This is a genomic window from Pseudomonas sp. NFPP02 (genome assembly GCF_900119355.1).
GTDB classification, from domain to species: Bacteria; Pseudomonadota; Gammaproteobacteria; order Pseudomonadales; family Pseudomonadaceae; genus Aquipseudomonas; species Aquipseudomonas paracarnis.
Genome location: NZ_FPJI01000001.1, coordinates 223,800 through 248,429 on the forward strand (window position 1 = coordinate 223,800; position 24,630 = coordinate 248,429).

The window sequence follows — 24,630 nt, forward strand, 5'->3', positions numbered from 1 at the left end:
GGGAACGATCAGCGACCAGGCTCGCGCCCGCACTTGTCAGTTCGCCCCTCCAACGCCACACTAGCGGACATGAAAAACGTCAGCCCGACCTACCTCAAGCACCAATTCCTGATCGCCATGCCCCATATGGCCGACCCGAACTTTGCGCAGACCTTGACCTACATCGTCGAGCACACGGCCAATGGTGCCATGGGGTTGGTGGTCAACCGCCCGCAGGAGCTGAACCTGGCCGATATCCTTGAGCAACTGCGCCCGGAAATCGACCCGCCGGCGCGTTGCCAGGGCGTACCGATCTACATCGGCGGGCCGGTTCAGACAGATCGCGGTTTTGTGCTGCACCCCACCGGGCCCAAGTTCCAGGCCACGGTAGACCTTGAGGGTGTGTCATTGTCCACATCCCAGGACGTGCTGTTCGCCATCGCCGACGGCGTCGGCCCTGAGCAAAGTGTGATCACCCTGGGCTACGCCGGTTGGGAAGCCGGGCAACTGGAGGCCGAACTGGCCAGCAATGCCTGGCTGACCTGCCCGTTCGACGCTGACATCCTGTTCAACACCGCCAGCGAACTGCGCCTGGAAGCGGCAGCAGCCAAGCTGCGGGTCAACCTCAGCCTGCTGACCAGCCAGGCGGGGCACGCCTGATGGCCTTGCGTCTGATCCTCGGTTTTGACTACGGCACCAAACAGATCGGCGTAGCGGTTGGCCAGGTCATCACCGGCCAGGCCCGCGAGCTGTGCACCCTCAAGGCCCAGAACGGCGTGCCGGACTGGAACCAGGTCGAAGCCCTGATTAAAGAGTGGAAGCCTGACGCGGTGGTGGTCGGCCTGCCCCTGAACATGGATGGCACCCCCAGTGACATGTGCCTGCGCGCCGAGAAGTTCGCGCGCCGCCTCAATGGCCGCTACAACCTGCCCTTCTATACCCACGACGAACGCCTCACCACCTTCGAAGCCAAGGGGGAGCGCCGCGACCGTGGCGGGCAAAAGGGCAGTTACCGCGACAACCCGGTAGACGCCATCGCCGCGGCCTTGCTGTTGCAGGGCTGGCTGGATGAAAACACCGCTTTATTTGAATCCTGACCCGCCGCGATCCTGTGGGAGCGGGCTTGCCCGCGAAGAACGTTAACGATACCGCGAGAAGACTGGATGAACGCGGTGCCCATGAGTTTTTCGCGAGCAAGCTCGCTCCTACACACTTGATAAGGAGCCACCATGAGCTTGCCGAACCCTGCCGAACTGATCAGCCAGATGGCGATACGCCTCAAGGCGCACCTGGAACACCGTGCCATCAGCGAACCGCGCTTTATCGGCATACGCACCGGTGGCGTGTGGGTGGCCCAGGCATTGCTGGAAGCACTGGGCAGCGATTCGCCCCTGGGCACCTTGGACGTGTCCTTCTACCGCGACGATTTCAGCCAGAACGGCCTGCATCCACAAGTGCGCCCTTCGGCCCTGCCCTTCGAGATCGAAGGCCAGCACCTGGTACTGATCGACGACGTGCTGATGAGCGGCCGCACCATCCGCGCCGCCATGAACGAACTGTTCGACTATGGCCGCCCGGCCAGCGTGACCCTGGTGTGCCTGCTGGACCTGGATGCCGGCGAACTGCCGATCAGCCCGGACGTCGTAGGCGCGACCCTGTCGCTTGCCCCCCAGCAGCGGGTAAAATTGTCCGGTCCCACGCCGCTCGAACTCGAACTGCAAGACCTTGCCCTTTAAACCGCCTTGTAAAGAGTCCCCGCGATGACGCCTCTAGATGCCAAGCGCCCGCTGCAGCTCAATGCTCAGGGCCAGTTGCAACACTTCTTGTCCCTCGACGGTTTGCCCCGCGAACTGCTCACCGAAATCCTCGACACCGCCGATTCGTTCCTGGAAGTCGGTGGCCGGGCAGTGAAGAAAGTCCCGCTGTTGCGCGGTAAAACCATCTGCAACGTGTTCTTCGAGAACTCCACCCGCACCCGCACCACCTTTGAACTGGCGGCCCAGCGGCTGTCGGCCGATGTGATCACGTTGAACGTGTCCACCTCGTCGGCGAGCAAGGGCGAAACCCTGCTCGATACCCTGCGCAACCTGGAAGCCATGGCAGCCGACATGTTCGTGGTACGCCACGGCGACTCCGGCGCTGCGCATTTCATCGCCGAGCATGTGTGCCCGAACGTGGCGATCATCAATGGCGGCGACGGCCGTCACGCGCACCCGACCCAGGGCATGCTCGACATGCTCACCATTCGTCGGCACAAGGGCAGCTTTGAAAACCTCTCGGTAGCCATCGTCGGCGACATCCTGCATTCGCGGGTTGCACGTTCGAACATGCTGGCTCTCAAGGCCCTGGGTTGCCCGGATATCCGCGTGATCGCGCCCAAGACCCTGTTGCCAATCGGCATCGAACAGTATGGCGTGAAGGTCTACACCGACATGGCCGAGGGCCTCAAGGATGTGGACGTAGTGATCATGCTGCGCCTGCAACGCGAGCGCATGGCCGGGGGCTTGTTGCCCAGCGAAGGTGAGTTCTACCGCCTGTTCGGCCTGACCACCGCACGCCTGGCCATGGCCAAGCCGGATGCAATCGTGATGCACCCGGGGCCGATCAACCGCGGCGTGGAAATTGAGTCGGCGGTGGCCGATGGCCCGCAGTCGGTGATTCTCAACCAAGTGACCTACGGCATCGCCGTGCGCATGGCCGTGCTGTCCATGGCCATGAGCGGGCAAACCGCGCAACGTCAATTCGAGCAGGAGCAGGCCCAGTGAAGCTCAGCATTCTCGGCGCCCGGGTCATCGACCCGGCCAGTGGCCTGGACCAAGTTACCGATCTACACCTGGACGCCGGCAAGATCGTCGCCATGGGCGCCGCCCCCGCAGGCTTCAACGCCGGCCAGAGCATCGATGCCAAGGGCCTGGTGGCCGCGCCTGGGCTGGTGGACCTGAATGTCGCCCTGCGTGAACCGGGCTACAGCCGCAAAGGCAATATCGCCAGCGAAACCCAGGCCGCGGCAGCCGGTGGCGTGACCAGCCTGTGTTGCCCGCCCAACACCAAGCCGGTGCTGGACACGTCGGCCGTGACCGAGCTGATCCTCGACCGCGCCCGCGAAGCCGGCAACTGCAAAGTGTTTCCCATTGGTGCCTTGAGCAAGGGCCTGGATGGCGAACAACTCGCCGAATTGATCGCTCTGCGTGACGCCGGTTGCGTGGCCTTCGGCAACGGCCTGGAAAGCTTTCGCAGCACGCGCACCTTGTGCCGCGCCCTGGAATACGCGGCCACCTTCGACTTGACGGTGATCTTCCATTCCCAGGACCGCGACCTGGCCGAAGGCGGCCTGGCCCACGAAGGCGCAGTGGCCAGCTTCCTCGGCCTGCCGGGCATTCCGGAAACAGCAGAAACCGTGGCTCTCGCTCGTGACCTGTTGCTGGTGGAACAAAGCGGCGTGCGTGCGCATTTCAGCCAGTTGACCAGCGCCCGGGGCGTGGCTCTGATCGCCCAGGCCCAGGCCCGTGGCTTGCGGGTCACCGCGGATGTCGCCCTGTACCAACTGATCCTGACGGATGAGGCGCTGATCGACTTCTCCAGCCTGTACCACGTACATCCCCCGCTGCGCACCAAGGCTGACCGTGACGGTTTGCGTGCGGCGGTGAAGTCGGGTGTGGTGTCGGCGATTTCCAGCCATCACCAACCTCACGAGCGAGACGCCAAGCTGGCACCGTTTGGCGCGACCGAGCCAGGCATCAGCAGCGTGGAGTTGTTGTTGCCACTGGCGATGACGCTGGTGGAAGACGGCTTGCTGGACCTGCCGACACTGCTGGCACGCCTGAGCGCCGGCCCGGCCGAGGCCCTGCGCTTGCCGGCGGGCCAGTTGGCGGTGGGTTCACCGGCGGACCTGGTGCTGTTCGACCTGGCAAGCTCGACGGTGGCTGGTGAGCGTTGGTTGTCCAAGGGCGAAAACTGCCCGTTCATCGGCCACAGCCTGCCGGCGACGGTGCGGTATACCTTGATGGATGGACGGATCAGCTACCAGGCTTGACGCGCAAGCTCGTTCCCACGCTCTGCGTGGGAACGCATTCTGTGACGCTCTGCGTCAGCACTCCAAAGGTGGACGCGGAGCGTCCTGGGCTGCATTCCCACGCGGAGCGTGGGAATGATCAGCGCTCAGCGCCCGCTGTTGCGCTCGGCATTGCGGATCGAGATCTGCGTGTTCAGCGTCCAGAAGTCATACAGCACCCCGATCAGGAACAAACCGCCGGTCAGCAGGTAGATCAGGCCAGTGATCCATTTGCCCTGATACATACGGTGCACACCAAACACCCCCAGGAACGCCAACAGAATCCACGCCACGCTGTATTCAATCGGCCCTGCGGTAAACCGCAGGTCGGCTTCACGGTCCATGGCCGGGATCAGGAACAAGTCGATCAACCAGCCAATGCCGAACAAGCCGAAGGTAAAAAACCAGATCGTGCCCGTCACAGGCTTGCCGTAATAAAAACGATGAGCCCCGGTAAAACCGAAAATCCACAGCAGGTAACCAATCGCCTTGCTGTGGGTGTCTTGATGCTGAGCAACCTGTTGATAGGTGTTCATGAAGGACCTCTTTTGCTTCGATAGATAAATTTTTTCATTTTCTTTGTGACTTTTTTACGGGCGCCCGACGTACGGCAAATGGTATCGTCCTGCCCTCAAAGCCTTGTAGCGCCTGACTTGTGTAGGACAATTGCGGCGAATCGTCGCGTTTTTCCTGAATTTGACCCCAAGGTTCAGTCGACAAACGGGCTGAGAACAGCACAAAAAGCTGTTATAAAGTTGCGCGCAAACCCATAAGAGCCACGCCTAATGCGACCATTTTTCAAGACATGGCTAACCATTTGCCTATTAATGCCACTGGCCGCCCACGCCACCAATCGTGAGCAACGACTTCCGAACGTTAACGGTTTCACCCCTAAAGTCCATAGCACGCCCAGCACTGCCAAATCGGCAAAGCCGACCGTCAGCCGCCCGACTCAACTGAGCAAGGCCCACGGCAAAGCGCTTTCCACCCAGCTGGCCGTGAACACCAAGCAAAGCAGCAACGTCTTGAGCCGTGCCGTCAACGTGCTCGGTACACCTTATCGTTGGGGCGGCAGCAGCCCAAGTAAAGGGTTCGACTGCAGCGGCCTGGTGAAATATGCATTTAACGATGTAAAAGCGGTGGACCTGCCACGCACTTCCAACGCCATGGCGGCCGGCCATGGGTTGAAGGTTGACCGCAAAGACCTGAAACCGGGCGACCTGTTGTTTTTCAAACTCAAGAGCCGCCAGGTCAATCACGTCGCCATCTACCTGGGCAACGACCGCTTTATCCACGCACCGCGCCGTGGCAAGTCGGTGAGCATCGACACGCTGAAAAAGCCGTTCTGGGACAAGAACTACGTGATTGCCAAGCGGGTACTGCCTAAAGAGCAGAACAGCAACCTGCGGATCGTGCAGCGCTAAGCCAGGCACCACTGAAGCTCCCCCTTTGAAATGCAATCAAATGTGGGAGCTGGCTTGCCTGCGATGACGGTGTGTCAGTTGGCAGAGAGAGTGCCTGACAGTCCGCTATCGCAGGCAAGCCAGCTCCCACATTGTGTATCTGTGCGCTTTAGATATCTGCCGGCACCCTCGCCTTCTCCCGCGCTTCTTCCCGGCTAATCACTCCTACGCCCACCAACGCCTTCAAACTCATATCCAGGGTCTTCATCCCCAACGCACCACCGGTCTGAATAGCCGAAACCATCTGCGCCACCTTGTCTTCGCGAATCAAGTTACGAATCGCCGGGGTGCCCAGCATGATTTCATGAGCGGCCACGCGCCCACCGCCCACCTTCTTCACCAGCACCTGAGACACCACCGCTTGCAACGACTCCGACAGCATCGAGCGGACCATGGCCTTCTCCCCGGCAGGGAAGACATCTACCAGCCGGTCCACTGTCTTTGCCGCCGACGAGGTGTGCAGGGTGCCGAACACCAGGTGCCCGGTCTCTGCCGCCGTCAGCGCAAGGCGGATGGTTTCCAGATCGCGCAATTCACCCACCAGGATCACATCCGGGTCTTCTCGCAGGGCTGAACGCAGGGCCACCGAGAAACTGTGGGTGTCGCGATGCACCTGGCGCTGGTTGACCAGCGCCAGTTTCGGCCGGTGGATAAACTCGATGGGGTCTTCCAGCGTAAGGATATGCTGGCGTCGATGCCGGTTGAGGTCGTCGATCATCGCCGCCAGGGTCGTGGACTTGCCCGAGCCGGTGGGCCCGGTCACCAGCACCAGGCCGCGAGGAAGGCGGGCGATACGCTGGAACACCTCGCCCAGTCCCAGGTCCTCCAGGCTTTGGACCTCAGTCGCAATAGCCCGGAACACCGCACCCACGCCGCGATCCTGGCGGAACACGTTCGCCCGGAACCGGGCGACGCCTGGCAATTCGAAGGCAAAATCCGTTTCAAGAGATGTTTCGAAATCCTTTTGTTGATGTTTATTCAGCAAAGGGCTCAATAAGTCGACCACTTGGGTAGCGTTCAGCGCTGGCCCATCCAGCGGCCAAACCTCGCCATCAATGCGCAGCATCGGTGCCAGGCCGGCTGACAGATGCAGGTCTGAGGCGCCTCGGCTTACGCTGGCCGTCAGCAATTGCGTGATATCCATAGGGCTTTCCATTTCCAGTAGAATGCCGCGGACTCCATATCCACGGGCGCATCTTGAATGTCGACGATAGCAGACAACATCGGCCTGGTTATCCAGCGCATCCGCGCCGCAGCCGCCGCCGTGCAACGTGACGCAAGCAGCATCCACCTGCTGGCCGTGAGCAAGACCAAACCCGCGCAGGCGGTACGCGACGCCTATGCCGCCGGGCTGCACGACTTTGGGGAAAACTACCTGCAGGAAGCCTTGGGCAAACAGGCGGATTTGACCGACCTGCCCTTGAGTTGGCACTTCATCGGCCCCATTCAATCGAACAAGACTCGCGCCATCGCCGAGAACTTCGCTTGGGTGCATTCCGTGGACCGCCTGAAAATCGCACAACGCCTGTCCGAACAACGCCCGACCGACCTGCCGCCGCTCAATATCTGCATTCAGGTCAATGTCAGTGGCGAAGCCAGCAAGTCCGGCTGCACACCCGCCGACCTGCCGGCCCTGGCCACGGCGATCAGCGCCCTGCCGCGCTTGAAGCTGCGGGGTTTGATGGCAATTCCCGAGCCGACTGAAGACCGGGCGGAGCAGGATGCGGCGTTTGCCACAGTGCGCGACCTGCAAGCCAGCTTGAACCTGCCGCTGGACACACTTTCCATGGGCATGAGCCATGACCTTGAGTCGGCCATTGCCCAAGGCGCCACCTGGGTGCGGATCGGTACCGCCCTGTTTGGCGCCCGCGACTACGGCCAGCCGTGAAATGGCTGACATCCCTCGAAAATAAGGACCTGTCATGAGCAACACGCGTATTGCCTTTATCGGCGCCGGTAACATGGCGGCCAGCCTGATCGGTGGCCTGCGGGCCAAGGGCCTGGACGCCGCGCAGATCCACGCCAGCGACCCGGGCGCCGAGACCCGCGAGCGCGTCAGCGCCGAACACGGTATCCAGACCTTCGCCGATAACGCCGAGGCCATCCACGGCGTCGATGTGATCGTGCTGGCGGTCAAGCCCCAGGCCATGAAGGCCGTGTGCGAGAGCCTGCGCCCGAGCCTGCAACCTCACCAACTGGTGGTGTCGATTGCCGCTGGCATCACCTGCGCCAGCATGACCAACTGGCTCGGCGCCCAGCCCATCGTGCGCTGCATGCCCAACACCCCGGCGCTGCTGCGCCAGGGCGTCAGCGGTTTGTATGCCACTGGCGAAGTCACCGCGCAGCAACGTGACCAGGCCCAGGAACTGCTGTCTGCGGTGGGCATCGTCGTGTGGCTCGAGCAGGAACAGCAACTGGACGCGGTCACCGCCGTCTCCGGCAGCGGCCCGGCCTATTTCTTCCTGTTGATCGAGGCCATGACGGCCGCCGGCGTCAAGCTGGGCCTGCCCCACGACGTGGCCGAGCAACTGGCGGAACAAACCGCCCTGGGCGCCGCGAAAATGGCGGTCGGCAGCGAGGTGGATGCCGCCGAACTGCGCCGTCGCGTCACCTCGCCAGGTGGTACCACACAAGCGGCTATCGAGTCGTTCCAGGCCGGGGGTTTTGAAGCCCTGGTGGAAACAGCACTGGGTGCCGCCGCACATCGTTCAGCCGAGATGGCTGAGCAACTGGGCAAATAGTCGTCCCTTACCAAGGTAATCAAACATGCTCGGAATCAATGACGCTGCCATTTTCATCATCCAGACCCTGGGCAGCCTGTACCTGCTGATCGTGCTGATGCGCTTTATCCTGCAACTGGTGCGTGCGAACTTCTACAACCCGCTGTGCCAATTCGTGGTGAAGGCCACCCAACCGCTGCTCAAGCCGCTGCGCCGGGTGATCCCGAGCCTGTTCGGCCTGGACATGTCGTCGCTGGTGCTGGCGCTGTTGCTGCAGATTTTGCTGTTCGTGGTGATCCTGATGCTCAATGGCTACCAGGCCTTCACCGTGCTGCTGTTGCCATGGGGCCTGATCGGTATTTTCTCGCTGTTCCTGAAGATCATTTTCTGGTCGATGATCATCAGCGTGATTCTTTCGTGGGTCGCGCCAGGCAGCCGTAGCCCGGGCGCCGAATTGGTGGCTCAGATCACCGAACCGGTGCTGGCACCCTTCCGTCGCCTGATCCCGAACCTGGGTGGCCTGGATATCTCGCCGATCTTTGCGTTTATCGTGATTCAGCTGCTGCAGAGCTGGGTGATTCCACGCCTGGCGTACTTTGCCTACATGCCAAAAGAGTTGTTTGGCCTGATCTGACCAATAGATCGTTCCCACGCTCTGCGTGGGAATGCAGCCCGTGATGCTCCGCGTCACAAGGACGGGACGCAGAGCGTCCCAAGAGGCATTCCCACGCGGAGCATGGGAACGATCAAACGCGGAGCGTGGGAACGATCACGCTAACCCCCGACCATTGCTTGCCGCTAGGGTCCCCGCTCTTTAGACTTACGCCTCATTTAAACGAGAGCAGGGTCGATGCCAGCTGCCTTCCCCCCCGATTCTGTTGGACTGGTCGTGCCACAAGTGGCGCACTTCAGCGAACCGCTGGCCCTGGCCTGCGGCCGTTCGTTGCCGGCCTACGACCTGATCTACGAAACCTATGGCCAACTGAACGCCACGGCGAGCAACGCCGTGCTGATCTGCCATGCCTTATCCGGCCATCATCACGCCGCCGGCTTCCATAGCGTTGACGACCGCAAGCCCGGCTGGTGGGACAGTTGCATCGGCCCCGGCAAGCCCATCGACACCAACAAGTTCTTTGTGGTCAGCCTGAACAACCTCGGCGGCTGCAACGGCTCCACCGGCCCCAGCAGCCTCAACCCGGAAACCGGCAAGCCGTTCGGCGCCGACTTCCCGGTGCTGACGGTAGAGGACTGGGTGCACAGCCAGGCACGCCTCGCCGACCTGTTGGGCATCAGCCAGTGGGCCGCCGTGATTGGCGGCAGCCTGGGCGGCATGCAGGCCCTGCAATGGACCATCACTTACCCGGACCGTGTGCGCCATTGCCTGGCTATCGCCTCGGCGCCCAAGTTGTCAGCGCAGAACATCGCCTTCAACGAAGTGGCGCGCCAGGCAATCCTCACCGATCCCGAGTTCCACGGCGGTTCGTTCCAGGAAGCAGGCGTGATCCCCAAGCGCGGCTTGATGCTGGCGCGGATGGTCGGCCACATTACCTACCTGTCCGACGACTCCATGGGCGAGAAATTCGGCCGGGGCCTCAAGAGCGAGAAGCTCAACTACGACTTCCACAGCGTCGAATTCCAGGTGGAAAGCTACCTGCGTTACCAGGGCGAGGAGTTCTCGGGGCGTTTCGACGCCAATACCTACCTGTTGATGACCAAGGCCCTGGACTACTTCGACCCGGCCGCCAATCACGATGACGACCTGGCGAAAACCTTCGAGCACGCCACGGCCAAGTTCTGCGTGATGTCGTTCACCACCGACTGGCGCTTTTCGCCAGCGCGCTCCCGTGAGCTGGTGGATGCCCTGATGGCCGCCAAGAAAGACGTCTGCTACCTGGAGATCGATGCACCGCAAGGCCACGACGCCTTCCTGATTCCGATCCCACGCTACCTGCAGGCGTTCAGTAACTACATGAACCGTATTTCGCTTGTGAGAACGCCATGAGAGCCGACCTGGAAATCATCCAAGACTGGATCCCCGCCGGCAGCCGCGTGCTCGACCTGGGCTGCGGCGACGGCGAACTGCTGAGCTGGCTGCGCGACCACAAGCAAGTCACCGGCTACGGCCTGGAAAACGACCCGGACAACATCGCCCAATGCGTGGCCAAGGGCATCAACGTGATCGAGCAGGACCTGGACAAGGGCTTGGGCAACTTTGCCAGCAACAGCTTCGATATCGTGGTGATGACCCAAGCCCTCCAAGCGGTGCACTACCCGGACCGCATCCTTGACGAAATGCTGCGCGTGGGCCGCCAATGCATCATCACCTTCCCCAACTTTGGCCACTGGCGCTGCCGCTGGTACCTGGCCACCAACGGGCGCATGCCGGTCTCCGACTTCCTGCCGTACACTTGGTACAACACGCCGAACATCCACTTTTGCACCTTCGAAGACTTCGAAGCCCTGTGTGGCGAACGTGAAGCCAAGGTGATCAACCGCCTTGCCGTCGATCAACAGCACCGCCACGGCTGGGCGAGTAAGCTATGGCCCAACCTGTTGGGCGAAATTGGTATCTACCGGGTCAGCAGTCCTGGTCTGACCGACCACAAAGTTGCCGTCTAATCATCTTCAAGAGGGACGTTCATGAGTCGTTTGGCTATTTTTCTATTGACCGCATGCCTGGGCGCCAGCGCCATGGCCGCCGACACTATCGACGCTAATCGCAAAAAAGACTTTGGCGATATCACCGTTCATTACAACACCTTCACCTCCAGCTTCTTGCCACCGGAGACCGCACAGAATGTTGGCGTGGTGCGCAGCAAAGAGAAGGGCCTGATCAATGTGACCGTGATCAAGGGCGTGGCCCCGGTCGCGGCCCAAGTGACGGGCACCATCAAGGACCTGGGCGGCAAGAGCGAGATCCTGACCTTCAAGCAAATCGAAGAGAAAGGCGGCATCAGCTATCTGGCGCCCTACTCGGTGACCCAGCGTGAATACAAGACGTTTACCATTAACGTTGAAACCGGTGGCAAGGCCCATGGTTTCCAATTCAACCAAGAACTGTTCCCGGCCGAATGATGAACCTTACTCAACTCGTACTGGCCAGCCATAACGCCGGCAAACTCAAAGAACTGCAGGCCATGCTCGGTGAGTCCGTGCAACTGCGTTCGATTGGCGAGTTCAGCCAGGTCGAACCGGAAGAAACCGGCCTGTCGTTCGTTGAAAACGCCATCCTCAAGGCGCGCAACGCGGCACGCATCTCCGGCCTGCCGGCCCTGGCGGATGATTCGGGCCTGGCCGTGGATTTCCTCGGCGGCGCCCCTGGAATCTACTCGGCACGTTACGCCGAAGGCCGGGGCGACGCAGCCAACAACGCCAAGCTGCTCGACGCCCTCAAGGACGTGCCGGAGGCCGAGCGTGGTGCGCAGTTCGTCTGCGTGTTGGCCCTGGTGCGGCATGCCGACGACCCGCTGCCGATCCTGTGTGAAGGCTTGTGGCACGGGCGCATCCTGCACGCGGCCAGCGGTGAACATGGCTTTGGCTATGACCCGCTGTTCTGGGTGCCGGAGCGCAATGTCTCCAGCGCTGAACTGAGCCCGGCCGACAAGAATCAGATCAGCCACCGCGCCCGCGCCATGGCGTTGCTGCGCCAGCGCCTGGGTTTGAAATGACCCAGAACACCTCTGCGCAGCCGCTGATCCACGGTGGCGCGCAAACACCACGGGCGGCCCTGCCCCATCTGCCGCCCCTGGCGCTGTACATCCATATCCCGTGGTGTGTGCGCAAATGCCCGTATTGCGACTTCAACTCCCACACCGCGAGCAAAGTGCTGCCGGAAGAAGAGTATGTGGATGCCCTGCTGGCCGACCTGGACCAAGACCTGCACGCCGTATATGGCCGCAAGCTGAGTTCGATCTTCTTTGGCGGCGGCACGCCCAGCCTGTTCAGCGCGGCTGCACTGGGCCGCCTGCTCAAGGGCGTTCAAGCGCGTATCCCGTTTGCTGACGATATCGAGATCACCCTGGAAGCCAACCCAGGGACGTTCGAACAAGAGAAGTTCGTGGCGTACCGCAAACTGGGGATCAATCGCCTGTCCATCGGCATCCAGAGCTTCCAGCAAGAGAAGCTTGAAGCCCTGGGCCGCATCCACAATGGCGATGAAGCCGTGCGCGCAGCCGGTATGGCGCGCCAGGCCGGGTTCGACAACTTCAACCTGGACTTGATGCACGGCCTGCCCAACCAGTCCCTGGAGGACGCCTTGGGCGACCTGCGCCAGGCCATTGCACTCAAGCCGACGCACCTGTCCTGGTACCAACTGACCCTGGAACCCAACACCGTGTTCTGGAACCAGCCGCCCGCGCTGCCGGAAGACGACACGCTGTGGGATATCCAGGAAGCCGGCCAGGCACTGCTCGCCGAACACGGTTACGCACAATATGAAGTCTCGGCCTACGCCCAACCGGGGCGGCCGGCGCGGCATAACCTCAATTACTGGAGTTTTGGCGACTTTATCGGCATCGGCGCCGGGGCCCACGGCAAGCTCAGCCACCCGGACGGGCGCATTATCCGCACCTGGAAAACCCGTGCACCAAAGGACTACCTCAACCCGGCCAAAAGCTTCCAGGCCGGCGCGAAAGAACTGACCGCCGATGAACTGCCGTTCGAGTTTCTGATGAACGCGCTGCGCCTCACCGAAGGGGTTGATGCCAAGCTCTACGCCGAGCGCACCGGCCTCGATCTGGCGAGCCTCGATGAAGGCCGCCGCGACGCAGAACAAAGTGGATTAATGCAGGTCGAACCGTCACGCCTGGCGGCCACCGACCGCGGGCAACTCTTTCTCAATGACCTGTTGCAGAAGTTTTTGAGCTGATAGCTCTTAAGGAAATCGAATGGATCTGGTACTCGACCTGCTCGCCACCGTATCCCGCTGGAGCCGTAGCAACCTGTCGGAAATCTCGTTGGCCCTTGTGGGCTGTTTGCTGGTGCTGTTCGGCGCCGACATCAAGGGCTGGGTCGAAGCGCGCCTGGGCAGCATCGCCGGCGCCTTGCGCGTACCCTTGATGGCCCTGCTGTGCCTGATCGGCAGCGGTGCGGCGTTGATCTACGCCACGCCGTGGATTGTGCGAGGGTTGAGCCAGTTCAATAACTACAGCCTGGCGCCGGTGTTGATCGTGGTGCTGGTGTTGATTGGCGTGGTAGCAGACCGCCGCTGACTCAGCAGGCACTACAAAACAAATGTGGGAGCGGGCTTGCCTGCGATACAGACACCTCGGTGTATCAGTGATACCGAGGTGATGCTATCGCAGGCAAGCCAGTTCCCACATTTGATTGCGTTTCAAGCTGATGACTGTTTAAGCCAGCTTCTCGAATTTCAAATCCCACACCCCATGCCCCAATCGCTCGCCACGGCGTTCGAACTTGGTGATCGGCCGCTCGGCCGGGCGTGGCACGCATTTGCCGTCTTCGGCCAGGTTGCGGTAGCCGGGGGCGACGTTCATCACTTCCAGCATGTATTCCGCGTACGGTTCCCAGTCGGTGGCCATGTGCAGGATGCCGCCCACTTTCAGCTTGCTGCGCACCAGTTCCGCGAAGGACGCCTGGACGATGCGGCGCTTGTGGTGACGGGCCTTGTGCCATGGGTCGGGGAAGAACAGCATCAGGCGGTCGAGGCTGTTGTCGGCGATGCAGCGGTTGAGCACTTCAATCGCATCGCAGTCGTAGACCCGCAGGTTTTTCAGGCCTTGGGTCAACACACCGTTGAGCAATGCGCCGACGCCTGGGCGGTGCACTTCCACACCGATGAAATCCTGCTCCGGCGCGGCTGCGGCCATTTCCAGCAGGGAATGACCCATGCCGAAACCGATTTCCAGGGAGCGTGGGGCTGAACGGCCGAACACTTGGTCATAGTCCACCGGCGCGTCGGCCAGGGGCAAGACGAACAGCGGCGTGCCCTGTTCCAGGCCCTTTTGTTGGCCTTCGGTCATGCGGCCGGCGCGCATCACAAAACTCTTGATGCGGCGGTGCTTGGACTCGTCGCCTTCTTCCACGGTGTTCGGCGTTTCGTTTGATTCAGTCATCAATAGCTCTTACTTGATCAGACCATCCAGCGGCGAAGAGGCGCTGGCATAGAGTTTTTTCGGCATGCGCCCGGCGAGGTAGGCCAGGCGGCCCGCGACGATGGCGTGGTTCATGGCTTGGGCCATCATGATTGGTTGCTGGGCATGGGCAATGGCCGAGTTCATCAATACGGCGTCGCAGCCCAGCTCCATGGCGATGGTCGCGTCGGAGGCTGTGCCCACGCCCGCATCCACCAGTACTGGAATCCTGGCTTCTTCGAGGATGATCTGCAGGTTATACGGATTGCAGATCCCCAGGCCGGAACCGATCAGACCGGCCAGCGGCATCACCGCGATGCAGCCGATTTCTGCCAGTTGGCGCGCGATGATCGGGTCATCGCTGGTGTAGACCATCACGTCGAAACCTTCCTTGACCAGGGTTTCGGCGGCCTTGAGGGTTTCGATCACATTGGGGAACAGGGTTTTCTGGTCGGCCAGCACTTCCAGCTTCACCAGGTTGTGGCCGTCGAGCAGCTCACGGGCCAGGCGGCAGGTGCGCACGGCTTCGATGGCGTCGTAGCAGCCCGCGGTGTTTGGCAGGAAGGTGTAGCGCTCCGGCGACAGCACTTCGAGCAGGTTCGGCTCGCCCTCGATCTGGCCGAGGTTGGTGCGGCGCACGGCGAAGGTGACGATCTCGGCACCCGAGGCTTCGATGGCCAGGCGGGTTTCTTCCATGTCGCGGTACTTGCCGGTGCCGACCAGCAGACGGGACTGGTAGGTACGACCGGCCAGGACGAAAGGCTTGTCGCTACGAACGATGCTCATGGGAAATCCTCTGGTTGGATGAGGTTCTGCAGAATGCGTTGCGGCCGTGGCGGGCTAGCCGCCGCCGATGGCGTGGACCACTTCGATCTGGTCACCTTCGGTGAGCGCAGTCTCGGCGTGCTGGCTACGCGGGACGATATCCAGGTTGAGCTCCACTGCGACGCGACGCCCGGTCAGGTCCAGACGGGTCAGCAGGGCCGCAACGGTTTCGCCGTCGGGCAGTTCAAAGGGTTCGCCGTTCAACTGAATGCGCATGCCACGGGCCGCCATCGTTTTTAGGGGCCCGCATTCTAGCGCGATTGGAACCTGAAGGTCAGCTCCAAGCGTCAAGCGGTCAAAGCTGCAAACGCCACGCCGCCAGGCCCAGGAAGAACCAGCCGAGCAGGAACGCCAGCCCGCCAAACGGCGTGATGATCCCCAGTTTACTGATGCCGGTCATCGTCAGCACATACAGGCTGCCCGAGAACAGCAGGATACCGACGGTAAACGAAATACCCGCCCAAGTGACCAGCCGACCCGGAATATGCGCCGCCAGCAAGGCCACGCCGAACAGTGCCAGGGCATGCACCAACTGGTAGGTCACACCAGTATGAAAGATCGCCAGGTAGTCGGTGCTCAGGCGGTTTTTCAGGCCGTGAGCGGCGAACGCGCCCAGGGCGACACCGGTAAAGCCGAAAAAGGCAGCCAGCATCAGAAAGCTACGCAGCATGGGGAACTCCAGTCAGACTCATCGGGCAGGGTCTGTATAATGGCCCGCTCAACGGGTTCGGCCAAGCCATCTCTATGCTGCGTGTCCTCTTCAAACGCTTTCTCAACGTCGTGAAATGGTTTGCCATCGGCAGTGTGTTGCTGGTGCTGCTGTTTCGTGTGGTGCCGCCACCGTTCACTGCGCTGATGGTGGAGCGCAAGGTCGAGTCCTGGGTCGACGGTGAGCCTATCGACCTGCAACGCAGCTGGGTGCCGTGGGATGAAATCTCCGACGACCTCAAAGTGGCGGTGATGGCCGGTGAAGACCAGCGTTTCCCGAAACATTGGGGTTTTGATTTCGGCGCGATCCAGGCGGCGATCCTGCACAACGAGCGTGGCGGCTCGATTCGCGGTGCCAGCACCCTGAGCCAACAGGTGTCGAAAAACCTGTTCCTGTGGGCCGGCCGCAGCTATTTGCGCAAAGGCCTGGAGGCGTGGTTTACCGGCTTGATCGAGGTGTTGTGGCCCAAGCAGCGGATTCTCGAGGTGTACCTCAACAGCGTGGAATGGGATGAAGGTGTGTTTGGCGCAGAGGCAGCGGCGCGGCACCATTTTGGCGTGAGCGCCAAGGGGCTTTCGCGGCAGCAGGCCAGTTACCTGGCGGCGGTGTTGCCCAATCCACGGGTGTGGAGTGCCAGCCATCCGACGGCCTATGTGGCACGGCGGGCGGCGTGGATTCGCCAGCAGATGAGCCAATTGGGCGGGGATGGTTACCTGGTGGAGCTGAACAACTCTCGAAAGGCACCGTGGTCCGACTGACACAATATGGGACCTGTGGGAGCTGGCTTGCCTGCGATAGCGGTGGGTCAGTAACCCATGCTTCAGCTGACACGGCCTCATCGCAGGCAAGCCAGCTCCCACATTAAACCGAGTTGGGCTTGAGACTTTTCGAACACAAACAAAAATGCCCCGGTCTTTCGACCGGGGCATTTTTTGTTCGCTGCATTTTAAGCGGCGATCGACAACTTCAGCTTGTTCATCGCGCTTTTCTCAAGCTGACGAATCCGCTCGGCCGACACGTTGTACTTCTGCGCCAGGTCGTGCAGCGTGGCCTTTTCTTCTGCCAGCCAACGCTGGTAGAGGATGTCACGACTGCGGTCGTCCAGCACTTCCAGCGCTTCGTGCAGGTTGTGGTTGGAGTTGTCGCTCCAGTCGGCGTCTTCCAGTTGACGCGCCGGGTCGTACCGGTGGTCTTCCAGGTAGTTGGCCGGCGATTGGAAGGCGCTGTCGTCATCCGCTTCGGCGGCTGGGTCGAAGGCCATGTCATGGCCGGTCAGGCGGCTTTCCATCTCGCGCACTTCACGCGGCTCCACACCGAGGCTTTCGGCCACGCGGTGGACTTCTTCGTTGTTCAGCCACGCCAGGCGTTTTTTCTGGCTGCGCAGGTTGAAGAACAGCTTGCGCTGGGCCTTGGTGGTGGCCACTTTCACGATGCGCCAGTTGCGCAGGATGAACTCGTGGATTTCCGCCTTGATCCAGTGCACGGCAAACGACACCAGGCGCACGCCCATTTCAGGGTTGAAGCGCTTTACAGCCTTCATCAGGCCTACGTTGCCTTCCTGAATCAGGTCGGCCTGGGCCAGACCGTAGCCGCTATAGCTACGGGCGATATGTACGACAAAACGCAGGTGGGCGAGCACCATCTGCCGAGCCGCCCCCAAATCCTGCTCATAGTAGAGACTCTCGGCCAGTTCACGCTCCTGCTCGGGCGTCAGCAATGGAATGCTGTTGACCGTGTGCACATAAGCCTCCAGGTTCGCACCCGGGACCAAGGCATAAGCAGGTTGCAAAGAAGTGGTCATACGAAAAAACCTCCGACTCACATAACTCGTGCAGTTCAGCACTGCGAAAATTGACCTGGGAACCGTAGGACAAGTTCCCTAAACCGCTGATACGGTCAATACAAACGAAACCACATTAATCTGGCATTAACTACTTCGGCGCCAGCTCGCGTAAATGCCGTGCCACCGCAATCCACGCACCGATATACCCCAACAACACCGCGCCAAGCAAGAGACTCAGACCATCGGCTACCGGCACACCGGCCAGAGCGAAATCACTGCCGTAGAGCCCTGCCAGGCCGACAACCGCGTCGTTCAACCAATCCAGGCCAAACGCCAGTACGCCCCAGGACAAGATCCCCGCACCCAGGCCATACAGCGCGCCCATGTACAGGAAAGGCCGACGCACATAGCTGTCTGTGCCGCCCACCAGTTTAATCACTTCTATCTCGGTGCGACGGTTTTCAATATGAAGACGAATGGTATTACCTATCACCAAAAGTAATGCAGACACTAATAACACCGTCAGGCCGAACACAAAGCGGTCACCCAGCTTGAGGATTGCGGCCAGGCGCTCTACCCAGACTAGATCAAGTTGCGCCTGTTGCACCTTCGGCATCTCTGCGAGTTTTTGTCGCAGGGCTTCCAGCGCCGGCTTGTCGACCTCGTTCGGCGTTACCAACACCACGCCCGGCAGCGGGTTCTGCGGCAGCTCCTTGAGCGCCTCGCCCAGGCCCGATTGCTGCTGGAACTCTTCGAGGGCTTGGTCGCGGCTGATGTACTCGGCCTCGGCTACCCCCGGGATGTTCTTGATGTCGTCACGCAGCGCTTCGCCTTCCTTGCTGCTGGTGTCCAGGTTCAGGTACAGCGAAATCTGCGCCGCCCGCTGCCAGGAACCGCCCAGGCGCTCCACATTATTAAGCAACAGCGACAAGCCCATCGGCAGGCTCAAGGCCACCGCCATCACCAGGCAAGTGAAAAAACTACCGATCGGCTGTTTGCCCAGGCGCCGCAGGCTGTCCAGCAGGCTAGCGCGATGGCTTTCAATCCAGGCGTGCACCAGGGTACCGAAGTCCGGGCCGTCGTCGTCGTCGTGTTTTTTCTTTTTCGGTTGCGGGTCGGCCGGTTTCGGCGCCACGCGTTCGGATACTTTAGGGCTGCGTGTAGCACTCATACGCCCGCCTCCCCATCGCCGATCAGGCGGCCGCGCTGCAGGGTCAGCATGCGATGACGCATACGGGCAATCAGGGCCAGGTCGTGGCTGGCAATCAATACGCTGGTGCCCAGGCGGTTGATATCTTCGAACACCCCCATGATCTCGGCCGCCAGGCGCGGGTCGAGGTTACCGGTGGGTTCGTCCGCCAGCAGCAAAGCCGGGCGATGGACGATGGCGCGGGCGATACCGACACGCTGTTGCTGGCCGGTGGACAGGTCGCCGGGGAAGAGGTCGGTCTTGTCCGACAAGGCTACACGCTCCAGGGCCGAGTCCACGCGCTTGACGATCTCGGCCTTGGACAGCCCCAGTATCTGCAACGGCAGGGCCACGTTGTTGAACACCGTACGGTCGAACAGCAACTGATGGTTCTGGAACACTACGCCGATCTGGCGGCGCAAGAATGGAATTTGCGCATTGCTGATGGTAGCCAGGTCCTGGCCCGCCAGCAGCAACTTGCCGGTGGTCGGGCGTTCCATGGCCAGCAACAGGCGCAACAGCGTACTTTTGCCCGCGCCCGAATGGCCGGTGACAAACAAGAATTCGCCGCGACGCACTCGAAAGCTCAGCTCATGCAAGCCCACATGCCCGTTGGCATAGCGTTTACCGACCTGTTCGAATCGAATCATGAACGCTCCCGCTCGGCAAACAGTGCCTGTACAAAGGGTTCGGCTTCAAAGGTGCGCAGGTCGTCGATGCCTTCACCGACGCCGATATAGCGAATCGGTAACCCGAACTGTTTGGCCAGGGCGAAAATCACACCGCCCTTGGCCGTGCCGTCGAGCTTAGTCAATGCCAGGCCGGTCAGTTGCACCGTCTGGTTGAATTGCTTGGCCTGGCTGATGGCGTTCTGGCCGGTACCAGCGTCGAGCACCAGCAAGACTTCGTGGGGTGCATCGGCGTCAAGCTTGCCGATCACGCGGCGCACTTTCTTCAGTTCTTCCATCAAATTGTCTTTGGTGTGCAGGCGGCCGGCTGTATCGGCGATCAGCACATCGATGTTGCGCGCCTTGGCGGCTTGCACAGCATCGAAAATCACCGACGCAGAGTCGGCACCGGTGTGCTGGGCAATCACCGGGATCTTGTTGCGCTCGCCCCACACCTGCAACTGCTCGACGGCTGCGGCACGGAAGGTGTCACCGGCGGCGAGCATGACTTTCTTGCCCTCCCCCTGCAGCTTCTTGGCCAGTTTGCCGATGGTGGTGGTCTTGCCAGCGCCGTTTACACCTACAACGAGGATGACGAACGGCTTTTTCGGCGTGATCACCAGCGGCGCTTCAACCGGCTTGAGCATGGCGGCCAGCTCAGCCTGCAGGGATTTGTACAGGGCGTCGGCGTCGGTCAACTGCTTGCGCGCGACCTTCTGCGTCAGGCTCTGGATGATCACGGCGGTGGCTTCGACGCCCACGTCGGCGGTGAGCAGGCGGGTCTCGATGTCTTCCAGCAGCTCGTCATCAATGACTTTCTTGCCCAGGAACAGGCTGGCCATGCCTTCGCCAATACTGGCGCTGGTCTTGCTCAGGCCCTGCTTGAGACGGGCAAAAAACCCGGTTTTGCTGGTTTCGGTGGTGGCGACGACAGGCTCTGGCTCGACGACGGCAGGTGCGGCAACAACCGGTGCCGGCACTTCAACGACGGGCGGAACTTCAGCCACAACCTCTACCGGCGCCGGCTCAACCACTGCAGGAATCGGCGGCACGACGTGCTCGGCCTGAACATCCTCCACCAACGCCACAGGCTCTTCGGCCACCGGCAGTTCCAACCAAGGCTTGTGCTCAGGCGCAGGCTCAAGTTCCGGCTCGGCCTCGACGACCGGCTGCAACACCGGCTCAGCCATCGGCAACACCACCGGAACTGGCGTCTCGGCAACCGGTTCGGCTTCTATTACGGGTTCAGGGGTGGGTTCAGCGTGAACCTGTGGCTGTTCGACGACGGTTTCCTGCGGCTTTTTGCGCAGCCATCCGAACAGGCCTTTCTTCTCGCCAGCCGCAGCTGGGGTCTTCTTGTCGTCGTTGGAACCAAACATGGAGACGGCTATCTCAAGGTAGCGACGCGCCAAGGGGCGCTTCGGTAAATAAAATTCGATGCGTAACAGACTGTTTTTTAGCCAGCTCGTTCATGCGCAACATTTTGTAAGGCCTAAATAGGGCCTCAACAAGACAGCCACAGTGGCCGTCCCTAGGTCGGATCAGTATCCTAGCACCTCCTCGCCCGCCGACGCTAAGACCAAGCGGGCAGCCCAACAGGTTTAAAAACGAATGAATGCTCTAGCCCGCCGCGCCGCAGGCCTGCTGTTCAGCACAGTTTGTCTGCCTCTCTCAGCTTTGGCTGCCGATCCACAACCCACCCATGAATTCACCCTCGATAACGGCCTCAAGGTGGTCGTGCGCGAAGATCATCGCGCGCCGGTGGTGGTTTCCCAGGTCTGGTACAAGGTTGGCTCAAGCTACGAAACCCCGGGCCAGACCGGTTTGTCCCACGCCCTGGAACACATGATGTTCAAGGGCAGCGCCAAGGTTGGCCCCGGCGAAGCCTCGCTGATCCTGCGCGACCTGGGCGCCGAAGAAAACGCCTTCACCAGCGACGACTACACCGCGTATTACCAGGTATTGGCCCGTGATCGCCTGGGTGTGGCCTTTGAGCTGGAAGCCGACCGCATGGCCAGCCTGCGCCTGCCGGCCGACGAATTCAGCCGTGAAATCGAAGTAATCAAGGAAGAACGCCGCCTGCGCACCGACGATAACCCCATGTCCAAAGCGTTCGAGCGCTTCAAGGCCATGGCCTTCCCCGCCAGCGGCTACCACACGCCGACCATCGGTTGGATGGCCGACCTGGACCGCATGAAGGTCGAGGAACTGCGCCACTGGTACCAATCCTGGTACGTGCCGAACAACGCCACCCTGGTGGTGGTCGGCGACGTGACCCCGGACGAGGTGAAAAACCTCGCCCAACGTTACTTCGGCCCGATCCCCAAGCGTGACGTGCCGCCGGCAAAAATCCCGATGGAACTGGCCGAGCCCGGCGAGCGCCTGCTGACCCTGCACGTGCAGACCCAATTGCCAAGCGTGTTCCTGGGCTTCAACGTACCTGGCCTGGCCACCGCCGAAGACAAACGCTCGGTGCAGGCCCTGCGCCTGATCTCGGCGCTGCTGGACGGCGGCTACAGTGCACGGATCTCCGAGCAACTGGAGCGCGGTGAGGAACTTGTGTCCGCGGCTTCCACCAACTACGACGCCTACACCCGTGGCGACAGCCTGTTTACCCTCTCGGCCACGCCGAACCAGCAGAAGAAGAAAACCGTCGCCCAAGCCGAAGCCGGCCTGTGGCGCCTGCTCGATGAGTTGAAGGCCAAGCCGCCGACCGCTGAAGAACTGGAGCGCATCCGTGCCCAGGTCATTGCGGGCCTGGTGTACCAGCGTGATTCCATCACCAGCCAGGCCACGGCCATCGGCTCCCTGGAAACGGTCGGCCTGTCCTGGAAGCTCATGGACACCGAATTGGCCGACCTGCAAAGCGTGACGCCGGAAGATATCCAGAAAGCCGCGCGCACCTACTTCACCCGCGAACGTCTGAGCGTCGCCCATGTTTTGCCTGAGGAGACCGCTCATGAGTGATCGCAAAAACAGCCGCCTGATCCTGCCCGGCCTGATCGCCGTCACCCTGATGGCGGCCAGCGCCGTTTACTTCTTGCGCCCCAGCGAGTCGGTCGCCAGCCAGGCCCTGGACAAGGCTCAAACGGCCAGCACCCTGCAGTCCCTGGCGGAACTGGATGGCAAGGCACCGACCAACCGCAAGCTCGACGTACAAACCTGGACCACCGCCGAAGGCGCCAAGGTGCTGTTCGTCGAAGCCCACGAATTGCCGATGTTCGACATGCGCCTGCTGTTTGCCGCCGGCAGCAGCCAGGATGGCGACGTGCCAGGCCTGGCGCTGATGACCAACGCCATGCTCAACGAAGGCGTGCCGGGTAAGGATGTCAGCCAGATCGCCAGTGGGTTCGAAGGCCTGGGGGCCGATTTCGGCAACGGCGCCTATCGCGACATGGCGCTGGTGACCCTGCGCAGCCTGAGCGACAACGATAAGCGCACCGCCGCCCTGGCCCTGTTCGACCAGGTGATTGGCCAGCCGACGTTCCCGGCGGATTCCCTGGCGCGGATCAAGAACCAGATCCTGGCCGGTTTCGAGTACCAGAAACAGAACCCCGGCAAACTGGCGAGCATCGAGCTGTTCAAGCGTCTGTACGGCGACCATCCTTACGCGCATCCGAGCGAAGGCACCCCAGAAAGCGTGCCGAAAATTACCCTGGCACAGCTGCAGGCGTTCCATGCCAAAGCCTATGCGGCGGGTAATGCGGTGATTGCGGTCGTCGGCGACCTGACCCGTGCAGAAGCCGAGGCCATGACGGCCAAAGTGTCGGCATCGCTGCCCAAAGGCCCGGCCATGGTCAAGATCGCTCAACCGACCGAGCCAAAAGCCGGCCTGAGCCGTATCGAGTTTCCGTCCAAGCAAACCCACCTGCTGTTTGCGCAATTGGGCATCGACCGCGCCGACCCGGACTACGCAGCCTTGTCCCTGGGCAACCAGATCCTTGGCGGCGGCGGCTTCGGTACCCGTTTGATGAGCGAGGTGCGTGAAAAACGCGGCCTGACCTACGGCGTGTACTCCGGTTTCTCACCGATGCAGGTGCGCGGCCCGTTCATGATCAACCTGCAGACCCGCGCCGAAATGAGCGGCGGCACCCTGCGCCTGGTTGAGGATGTACTGGCTGATTACCTCAAGAACGGCCCAACACAAAAAGAACTGGACGACGCCAAGCGCGAACTGGCCGGCAGCTTCCCGCTGTCCACCGCCAGCAACGCCGATATCGTCGGGCAGTTGGGCGCCATGGGTTTCTACAACCTGCCGCTGAGCTATCTGGAAGATTTCATGAAACAATCCCAGGCCCTGACCGTCGATCAGGTCAAGGCTGCAATGAACAAACACTTGAGCGCCGACAAGATGGTCATCGTGACCGCCGGCCCGACGATTGCGCAAAAGCCACTACCGCCCCCCACTGATAAACCTGCCGAGCAGCCGCTCGGGGTTCCGGAGCATTAATGGCCAGTTCATCTCGCCCGAAAAAACCTGTCCACAACGTGCATAACGGTGTGGGCCAACTGCGCATCATTGGCGGTGAATGGGGCAGCCGCAAGCTGAGCTTCCCCGACGTCGTGGGCCTGCGCCCGACGCCCGATCGCGTGCGTGAAACCCTGTTCAACTGGCTCGCGCCGTACATAGGCGGGGCCAAAGTGCTGGACCCGTTCGCCGGCAGCGGCGCGCTGTTCCTGGAGGCGCTGTCCCGTGGCGCGGCCCAGGGCCAGGCGCTGGACGCCAGCAATGTGGCGGTGTCCAGCCTCAAGGAGCACCTGGGCACACTGCGTTGCACCACCGGCCAGGTGCAGACGGCCGACGCGCTGCGCTACCTGGAAACCCAGGCGGCCACTGAATACGACGTAGTGTTCCTCGATCCACCGTTCAACCAGAACCTGCTGCCGACCGTCTGCACACTGCTGGAAGAACGCCAGTGGCTGGCACCGGATGCCTGGATCTACACTGAGAGCGAGACCGCGCCGTCCACGCTCGGCCTGCCAAGTGGCTGGCGCCTGCACCGGGAGCAGAAGTCCGGGCGGGTGTATTACGCGTTGTGGCATCGTTTGGTCGAAAACGCCGCCTGATCGTGTGGCTAGAGATTGCTCCCGCTGGGCTGCGAAGCGGCCCTGAAACCTGCCAAGGTGTTCCGACTGAATAAACGCAGTGTT

29 protein-coding genes are annotated in these 24,630 nt (G+C 61.5%); 19 read left to right on the forward strand and 10 right to left on the reverse strand.

Annotated elements, in window-relative coordinates:
• Positions 1 to 69 precede the first annotated feature (69 nt).
• The 5 genes from BT204_RS01010 (at position 70) to BT204_RS01030 (ending at position 4,012) form a co-directional block, all read left to right on the forward strand.
• Positions 70 to 639 (forward strand): YqgE/AlgH family protein, encoded by a 570-nt coding sequence (locus BT204_RS01010; RefSeq protein WP_017139445.1) that lies wholly within the window; start codon positions 70 to 72, stop codon positions 637 to 639.
• Positions 639 to 1,076 carry a Holliday junction resolvase RuvX gene (gene ruvX / locus BT204_RS01015; protein WP_003195067.1) on the forward strand — a complete coding sequence of 146 codons (438 nt, stop codon included), beginning with the start codon at positions 639 to 641 and terminating at the stop codon, positions 1,074 to 1,076. Before BT204_RS01010 ends, ruvX begins: the two co-directional genes overlap by 1 nt.
• A 132-nt stretch (positions 1,077 to 1,208) precedes the next feature.
• Positions 1,209 to 1,715 carry a bifunctional pyr operon transcriptional regulator/uracil phosphoribosyltransferase PyrR gene (pyrR, locus tag BT204_RS01020; RefSeq protein ID WP_019817751.1) on the forward strand — a complete coding sequence of 169 codons (507 nt, stop codon included), beginning with the start codon at positions 1,209 to 1,211 and terminating at the stop codon, positions 1,713 to 1,715.
• A gap of 24 nt (positions 1,716 to 1,739) precedes the next feature.
• Complete coding sequence (locus tag BT204_RS01025; protein WP_034128938.1) at positions 1,740 to 2,744, forward strand: aspartate carbamoyltransferase catalytic subunit; 1,005 nt, start codon at positions 1,740 to 1,742, stop codon at positions 2,742 to 2,744.
• Positions 2,741 to 4,012: a dihydroorotase gene (locus BT204_RS01030; protein ID WP_072445589.1), complete on the forward strand. Its 1,272-nt coding sequence runs from the start codon at positions 2,741 to 2,743 to the stop codon at positions 4,010 to 4,012. Before BT204_RS01025 ends, BT204_RS01030 begins: the two co-directional genes overlap by 4 nt.
• A gap of 125 nt (positions 4,013 to 4,137) precedes the next feature.
• Here the strand turns inward: BT204_RS01030 and BT204_RS01035 are convergent, their stop codons facing one another.
• Positions 4,138 to 4,566 (reverse strand): NINE protein, encoded by a 429-nt coding sequence (locus tag BT204_RS01035; protein WP_034128940.1) that lies wholly within the window; start codon positions 4,564 to 4,566, stop codon positions 4,138 to 4,140.
• Positions 4,567 to 4,815: 249 nt separating this feature from the next.
• Here BT204_RS01035 and BT204_RS01040 point away from each other — a divergent pair, with 249 nt between their 5' ends.
• Positions 4,816 to 5,454, forward strand: coding sequence for a C40 family peptidase (locus BT204_RS01040; protein ID WP_060763954.1), 639 nt, complete (start codon positions 4,816 to 4,818; stop codon positions 5,452 to 5,454).
• Positions 5,455 to 5,602: 148 nt separating this feature from the next.
• On the opposite strand, the gene BT204_RS01045 is transcribed toward BT204_RS01040, so the two are convergent.
• Positions 5,603 to 6,637 (reverse strand): type IV pilus twitching motility protein PilT, encoded by a 1,035-nt coding sequence (locus tag BT204_RS01045; RefSeq protein ID WP_060763953.1) that lies wholly within the window; start codon positions 6,635 to 6,637, stop codon positions 5,603 to 5,605.
• 57 nt (positions 6,638 to 6,694) lie between these two features.
• Here BT204_RS01045 and BT204_RS01050 point away from each other — a divergent pair, with 57 nt between their 5' ends.
• The 9 genes from BT204_RS01050 (at position 6,695) to BT204_RS01090 (ending at position 13,423) form a co-directional block, all read left to right on the forward strand.
• Entirely contained in the window at positions 6,695 to 7,381 is a 687-nt protein-coding gene (locus BT204_RS01050; protein ID WP_054916915.1) for a YggS family pyridoxal phosphate-dependent enzyme, read from the forward strand.
• 34 nt (positions 7,382 to 7,415) lie between these two features.
• On the forward strand, positions 7,416 to 8,234 hold the full coding sequence (proC, locus tag BT204_RS01055) for a pyrroline-5-carboxylate reductase (RefSeq protein WP_072445590.1): 819 nt from the start codon (positions 7,416 to 7,418) through the stop codon (positions 8,232 to 8,234).
• Positions 8,235 to 8,259: 25 nt separating this feature from the next.
• Positions 8,260 to 8,847: a YggT family protein gene (locus BT204_RS01060; protein WP_003195087.1), complete on the forward strand. Its 588-nt coding sequence runs from the start codon at positions 8,260 to 8,262 to the stop codon at positions 8,845 to 8,847.
• A 216-nt stretch (positions 8,848 to 9,063) separates the two neighbouring features.
• Positions 9,064 to 10,215 (forward strand): homoserine O-succinyltransferase MetX, encoded by a 1,152-nt coding sequence (locus tag BT204_RS01065; RefSeq protein ID WP_034128945.1) that lies wholly within the window; start codon positions 9,064 to 9,066, stop codon positions 10,213 to 10,215.
• Positions 10,212 to 10,832: a methionine biosynthesis protein MetW gene (gene metW, locus BT204_RS01070; protein WP_072445591.1), complete on the forward strand. Its 621-nt coding sequence runs from the start codon at positions 10,212 to 10,214 to the stop codon at positions 10,830 to 10,832. Before BT204_RS01065 ends, metW begins: the two co-directional genes overlap by 4 nt.
• A 21-nt stretch (positions 10,833 to 10,853) precedes the next feature.
• Entirely contained in the window at positions 10,854 to 11,288 is a 435-nt protein-coding gene (locus BT204_RS01075; RefSeq protein WP_005792275.1) for a DUF4426 domain-containing protein, read from the forward strand.
• The gene (gene rdgB / locus BT204_RS01080) at positions 11,285 to 11,881 is read left to right on the forward strand and encodes an RdgB/HAM1 family non-canonical purine NTP pyrophosphatase (protein WP_072445592.1); all 597 of its coding nucleotides are present in this window, start codon (positions 11,285 to 11,287) and stop codon (positions 11,879 to 11,881) included. The genes BT204_RS01075 and rdgB overlap by 4 nt, the downstream gene beginning before the upstream one ends.
• Positions 11,878 to 13,080 (forward strand): radical SAM family heme chaperone HemW, encoded by a 1,203-nt coding sequence (hemW, locus tag BT204_RS01085; RefSeq protein ID WP_034128947.1) that lies wholly within the window; start codon positions 11,878 to 11,880, stop codon positions 13,078 to 13,080. The genes rdgB and hemW overlap by 4 nt, the downstream gene beginning before the upstream one ends.
• Before the next feature lie 19 nt (positions 13,081 to 13,099).
• The gene (locus BT204_RS01090; protein WP_003195099.1) at positions 13,100 to 13,423 is read left to right on the forward strand and encodes a DUF3392 domain-containing protein; all 324 of its coding nucleotides are present in this window, start codon (positions 13,100 to 13,102) and stop codon (positions 13,421 to 13,423) included.
• A 138-nt stretch (positions 13,424 to 13,561) separates the two neighbouring features.
• Here BT204_RS01090 and trmB read toward each other — a convergent pair whose 3' ends face one another.
• The 4 genes from trmB to BT204_RS01110 all read right to left on the reverse strand — a co-directional run bounded on the left by trmB (position 13,562) and on the right by BT204_RS01110 (position 15,800).
• Positions 13,562 to 14,287 (reverse strand): tRNA (guanosine(46)-N7)-methyltransferase TrmB, encoded by a 726-nt coding sequence (trmB, locus tag BT204_RS01095; protein ID WP_003195101.1) that lies wholly within the window; start codon positions 14,285 to 14,287, stop codon positions 13,562 to 13,564.
• Between the two features lie 9 nt (positions 14,288 to 14,296).
• A complete protein-coding gene (locus tag BT204_RS01100; RefSeq protein WP_054897581.1) occupies positions 14,297 to 15,091 on the reverse strand; it encodes a thiazole synthase in 795 nt (264 codons plus the stop codon).
• A 54-nt stretch (positions 15,092 to 15,145) separates the two neighbouring features.
• Entirely contained in the window at positions 15,146 to 15,346 is a 201-nt protein-coding gene (gene thiS, locus BT204_RS01105) for a sulfur carrier protein ThiS (RefSeq protein WP_020301926.1), read from the reverse strand.
• Positions 15,347 to 15,425: 79 nt separating this feature from the next.
• Complete coding sequence (locus BT204_RS01110; protein WP_054897582.1) at positions 15,426 to 15,800, reverse strand: DUF423 domain-containing protein; 375 nt, start codon at positions 15,798 to 15,800, stop codon at positions 15,426 to 15,428.
• Positions 15,801 to 15,874: 74 nt separating this feature from the next.
• Here BT204_RS01110 and mtgA point away from each other — a divergent pair, with 74 nt between their 5' ends.
• Positions 15,875 to 16,597: a monofunctional biosynthetic peptidoglycan transglycosylase gene (mtgA, locus tag BT204_RS01115; protein WP_072445594.1), complete on the forward strand. Its 723-nt coding sequence runs from the start codon at positions 15,875 to 15,877 to the stop codon at positions 16,595 to 16,597.
• 188 nt (positions 16,598 to 16,785) lie between these two features.
• Here mtgA and rpoH read toward each other — a convergent pair whose 3' ends face one another.
• The 4 genes from rpoH to ftsY all read right to left on the reverse strand — a co-directional run bounded on the left by rpoH (position 16,786) and on the right by ftsY (position 20,858).
• Positions 16,786 to 17,640: an RNA polymerase sigma factor RpoH gene (rpoH, locus tag BT204_RS01120; RefSeq protein ID WP_003176698.1), complete on the reverse strand. Its 855-nt coding sequence runs from the start codon at positions 17,638 to 17,640 to the stop codon at positions 16,786 to 16,788.
• Between the two features lie 130 nt (positions 17,641 to 17,770).
• Positions 17,771 to 18,793 carry a permease-like cell division protein FtsX gene (gene ftsX, locus BT204_RS01125; RefSeq protein WP_054897584.1) on the reverse strand — a complete coding sequence of 341 codons (1,023 nt, stop codon included), beginning with the start codon at positions 18,791 to 18,793 and terminating at the stop codon, positions 17,771 to 17,773.
• Positions 18,790 to 19,461 (reverse strand): cell division ATP-binding protein FtsE, encoded by a 672-nt coding sequence (ftsE, locus tag BT204_RS01130; protein ID WP_003195112.1) that lies wholly within the window; start codon positions 19,459 to 19,461, stop codon positions 18,790 to 18,792. Before ftsE ends, ftsX begins: the two co-directional genes overlap by 4 nt.
• Positions 19,458 to 20,858: a signal recognition particle-docking protein FtsY gene (ftsY, locus tag BT204_RS01135; protein WP_054897585.1), complete on the reverse strand. Its 1,401-nt coding sequence runs from the start codon at positions 20,856 to 20,858 to the stop codon at positions 19,458 to 19,460. Before ftsY ends, ftsE begins: the two co-directional genes overlap by 4 nt.
• A gap of 232 nt (positions 20,859 to 21,090) precedes the next feature.
• Between ftsY and BT204_RS01140 the strand changes: the two genes are divergently transcribed.
• From BT204_RS01140 to rsmD, 3 genes are read left to right on the forward strand one after another with little or no spacing between them, the layout of a single operon-like run.
• Positions 21,091 to 22,446: a M16 family metallopeptidase gene (locus tag BT204_RS01140; protein WP_003195117.1), complete on the forward strand. Its 1,356-nt coding sequence runs from the start codon at positions 21,091 to 21,093 to the stop codon at positions 22,444 to 22,446.
• On the forward strand, positions 22,439 to 23,929 hold the full coding sequence (locus BT204_RS01145) for a M16 family metallopeptidase (RefSeq protein WP_057976460.1): 1,491 nt from the start codon (positions 22,439 to 22,441) through the stop codon (positions 23,927 to 23,929). Before BT204_RS01140 ends, BT204_RS01145 begins: the two co-directional genes overlap by 8 nt.
• Positions 23,929 to 24,546 carry a 16S rRNA (guanine(966)-N(2))-methyltransferase RsmD gene (gene rsmD, locus BT204_RS01150; protein WP_034128953.1) on the forward strand — a complete coding sequence of 206 codons (618 nt, stop codon included), beginning with the start codon at positions 23,929 to 23,931 and terminating at the stop codon, positions 24,544 to 24,546. Before BT204_RS01145 ends, rsmD begins: the two co-directional genes overlap by 1 nt.
• Positions 24,547 to 24,630: the final 84 nt, after the last annotated feature.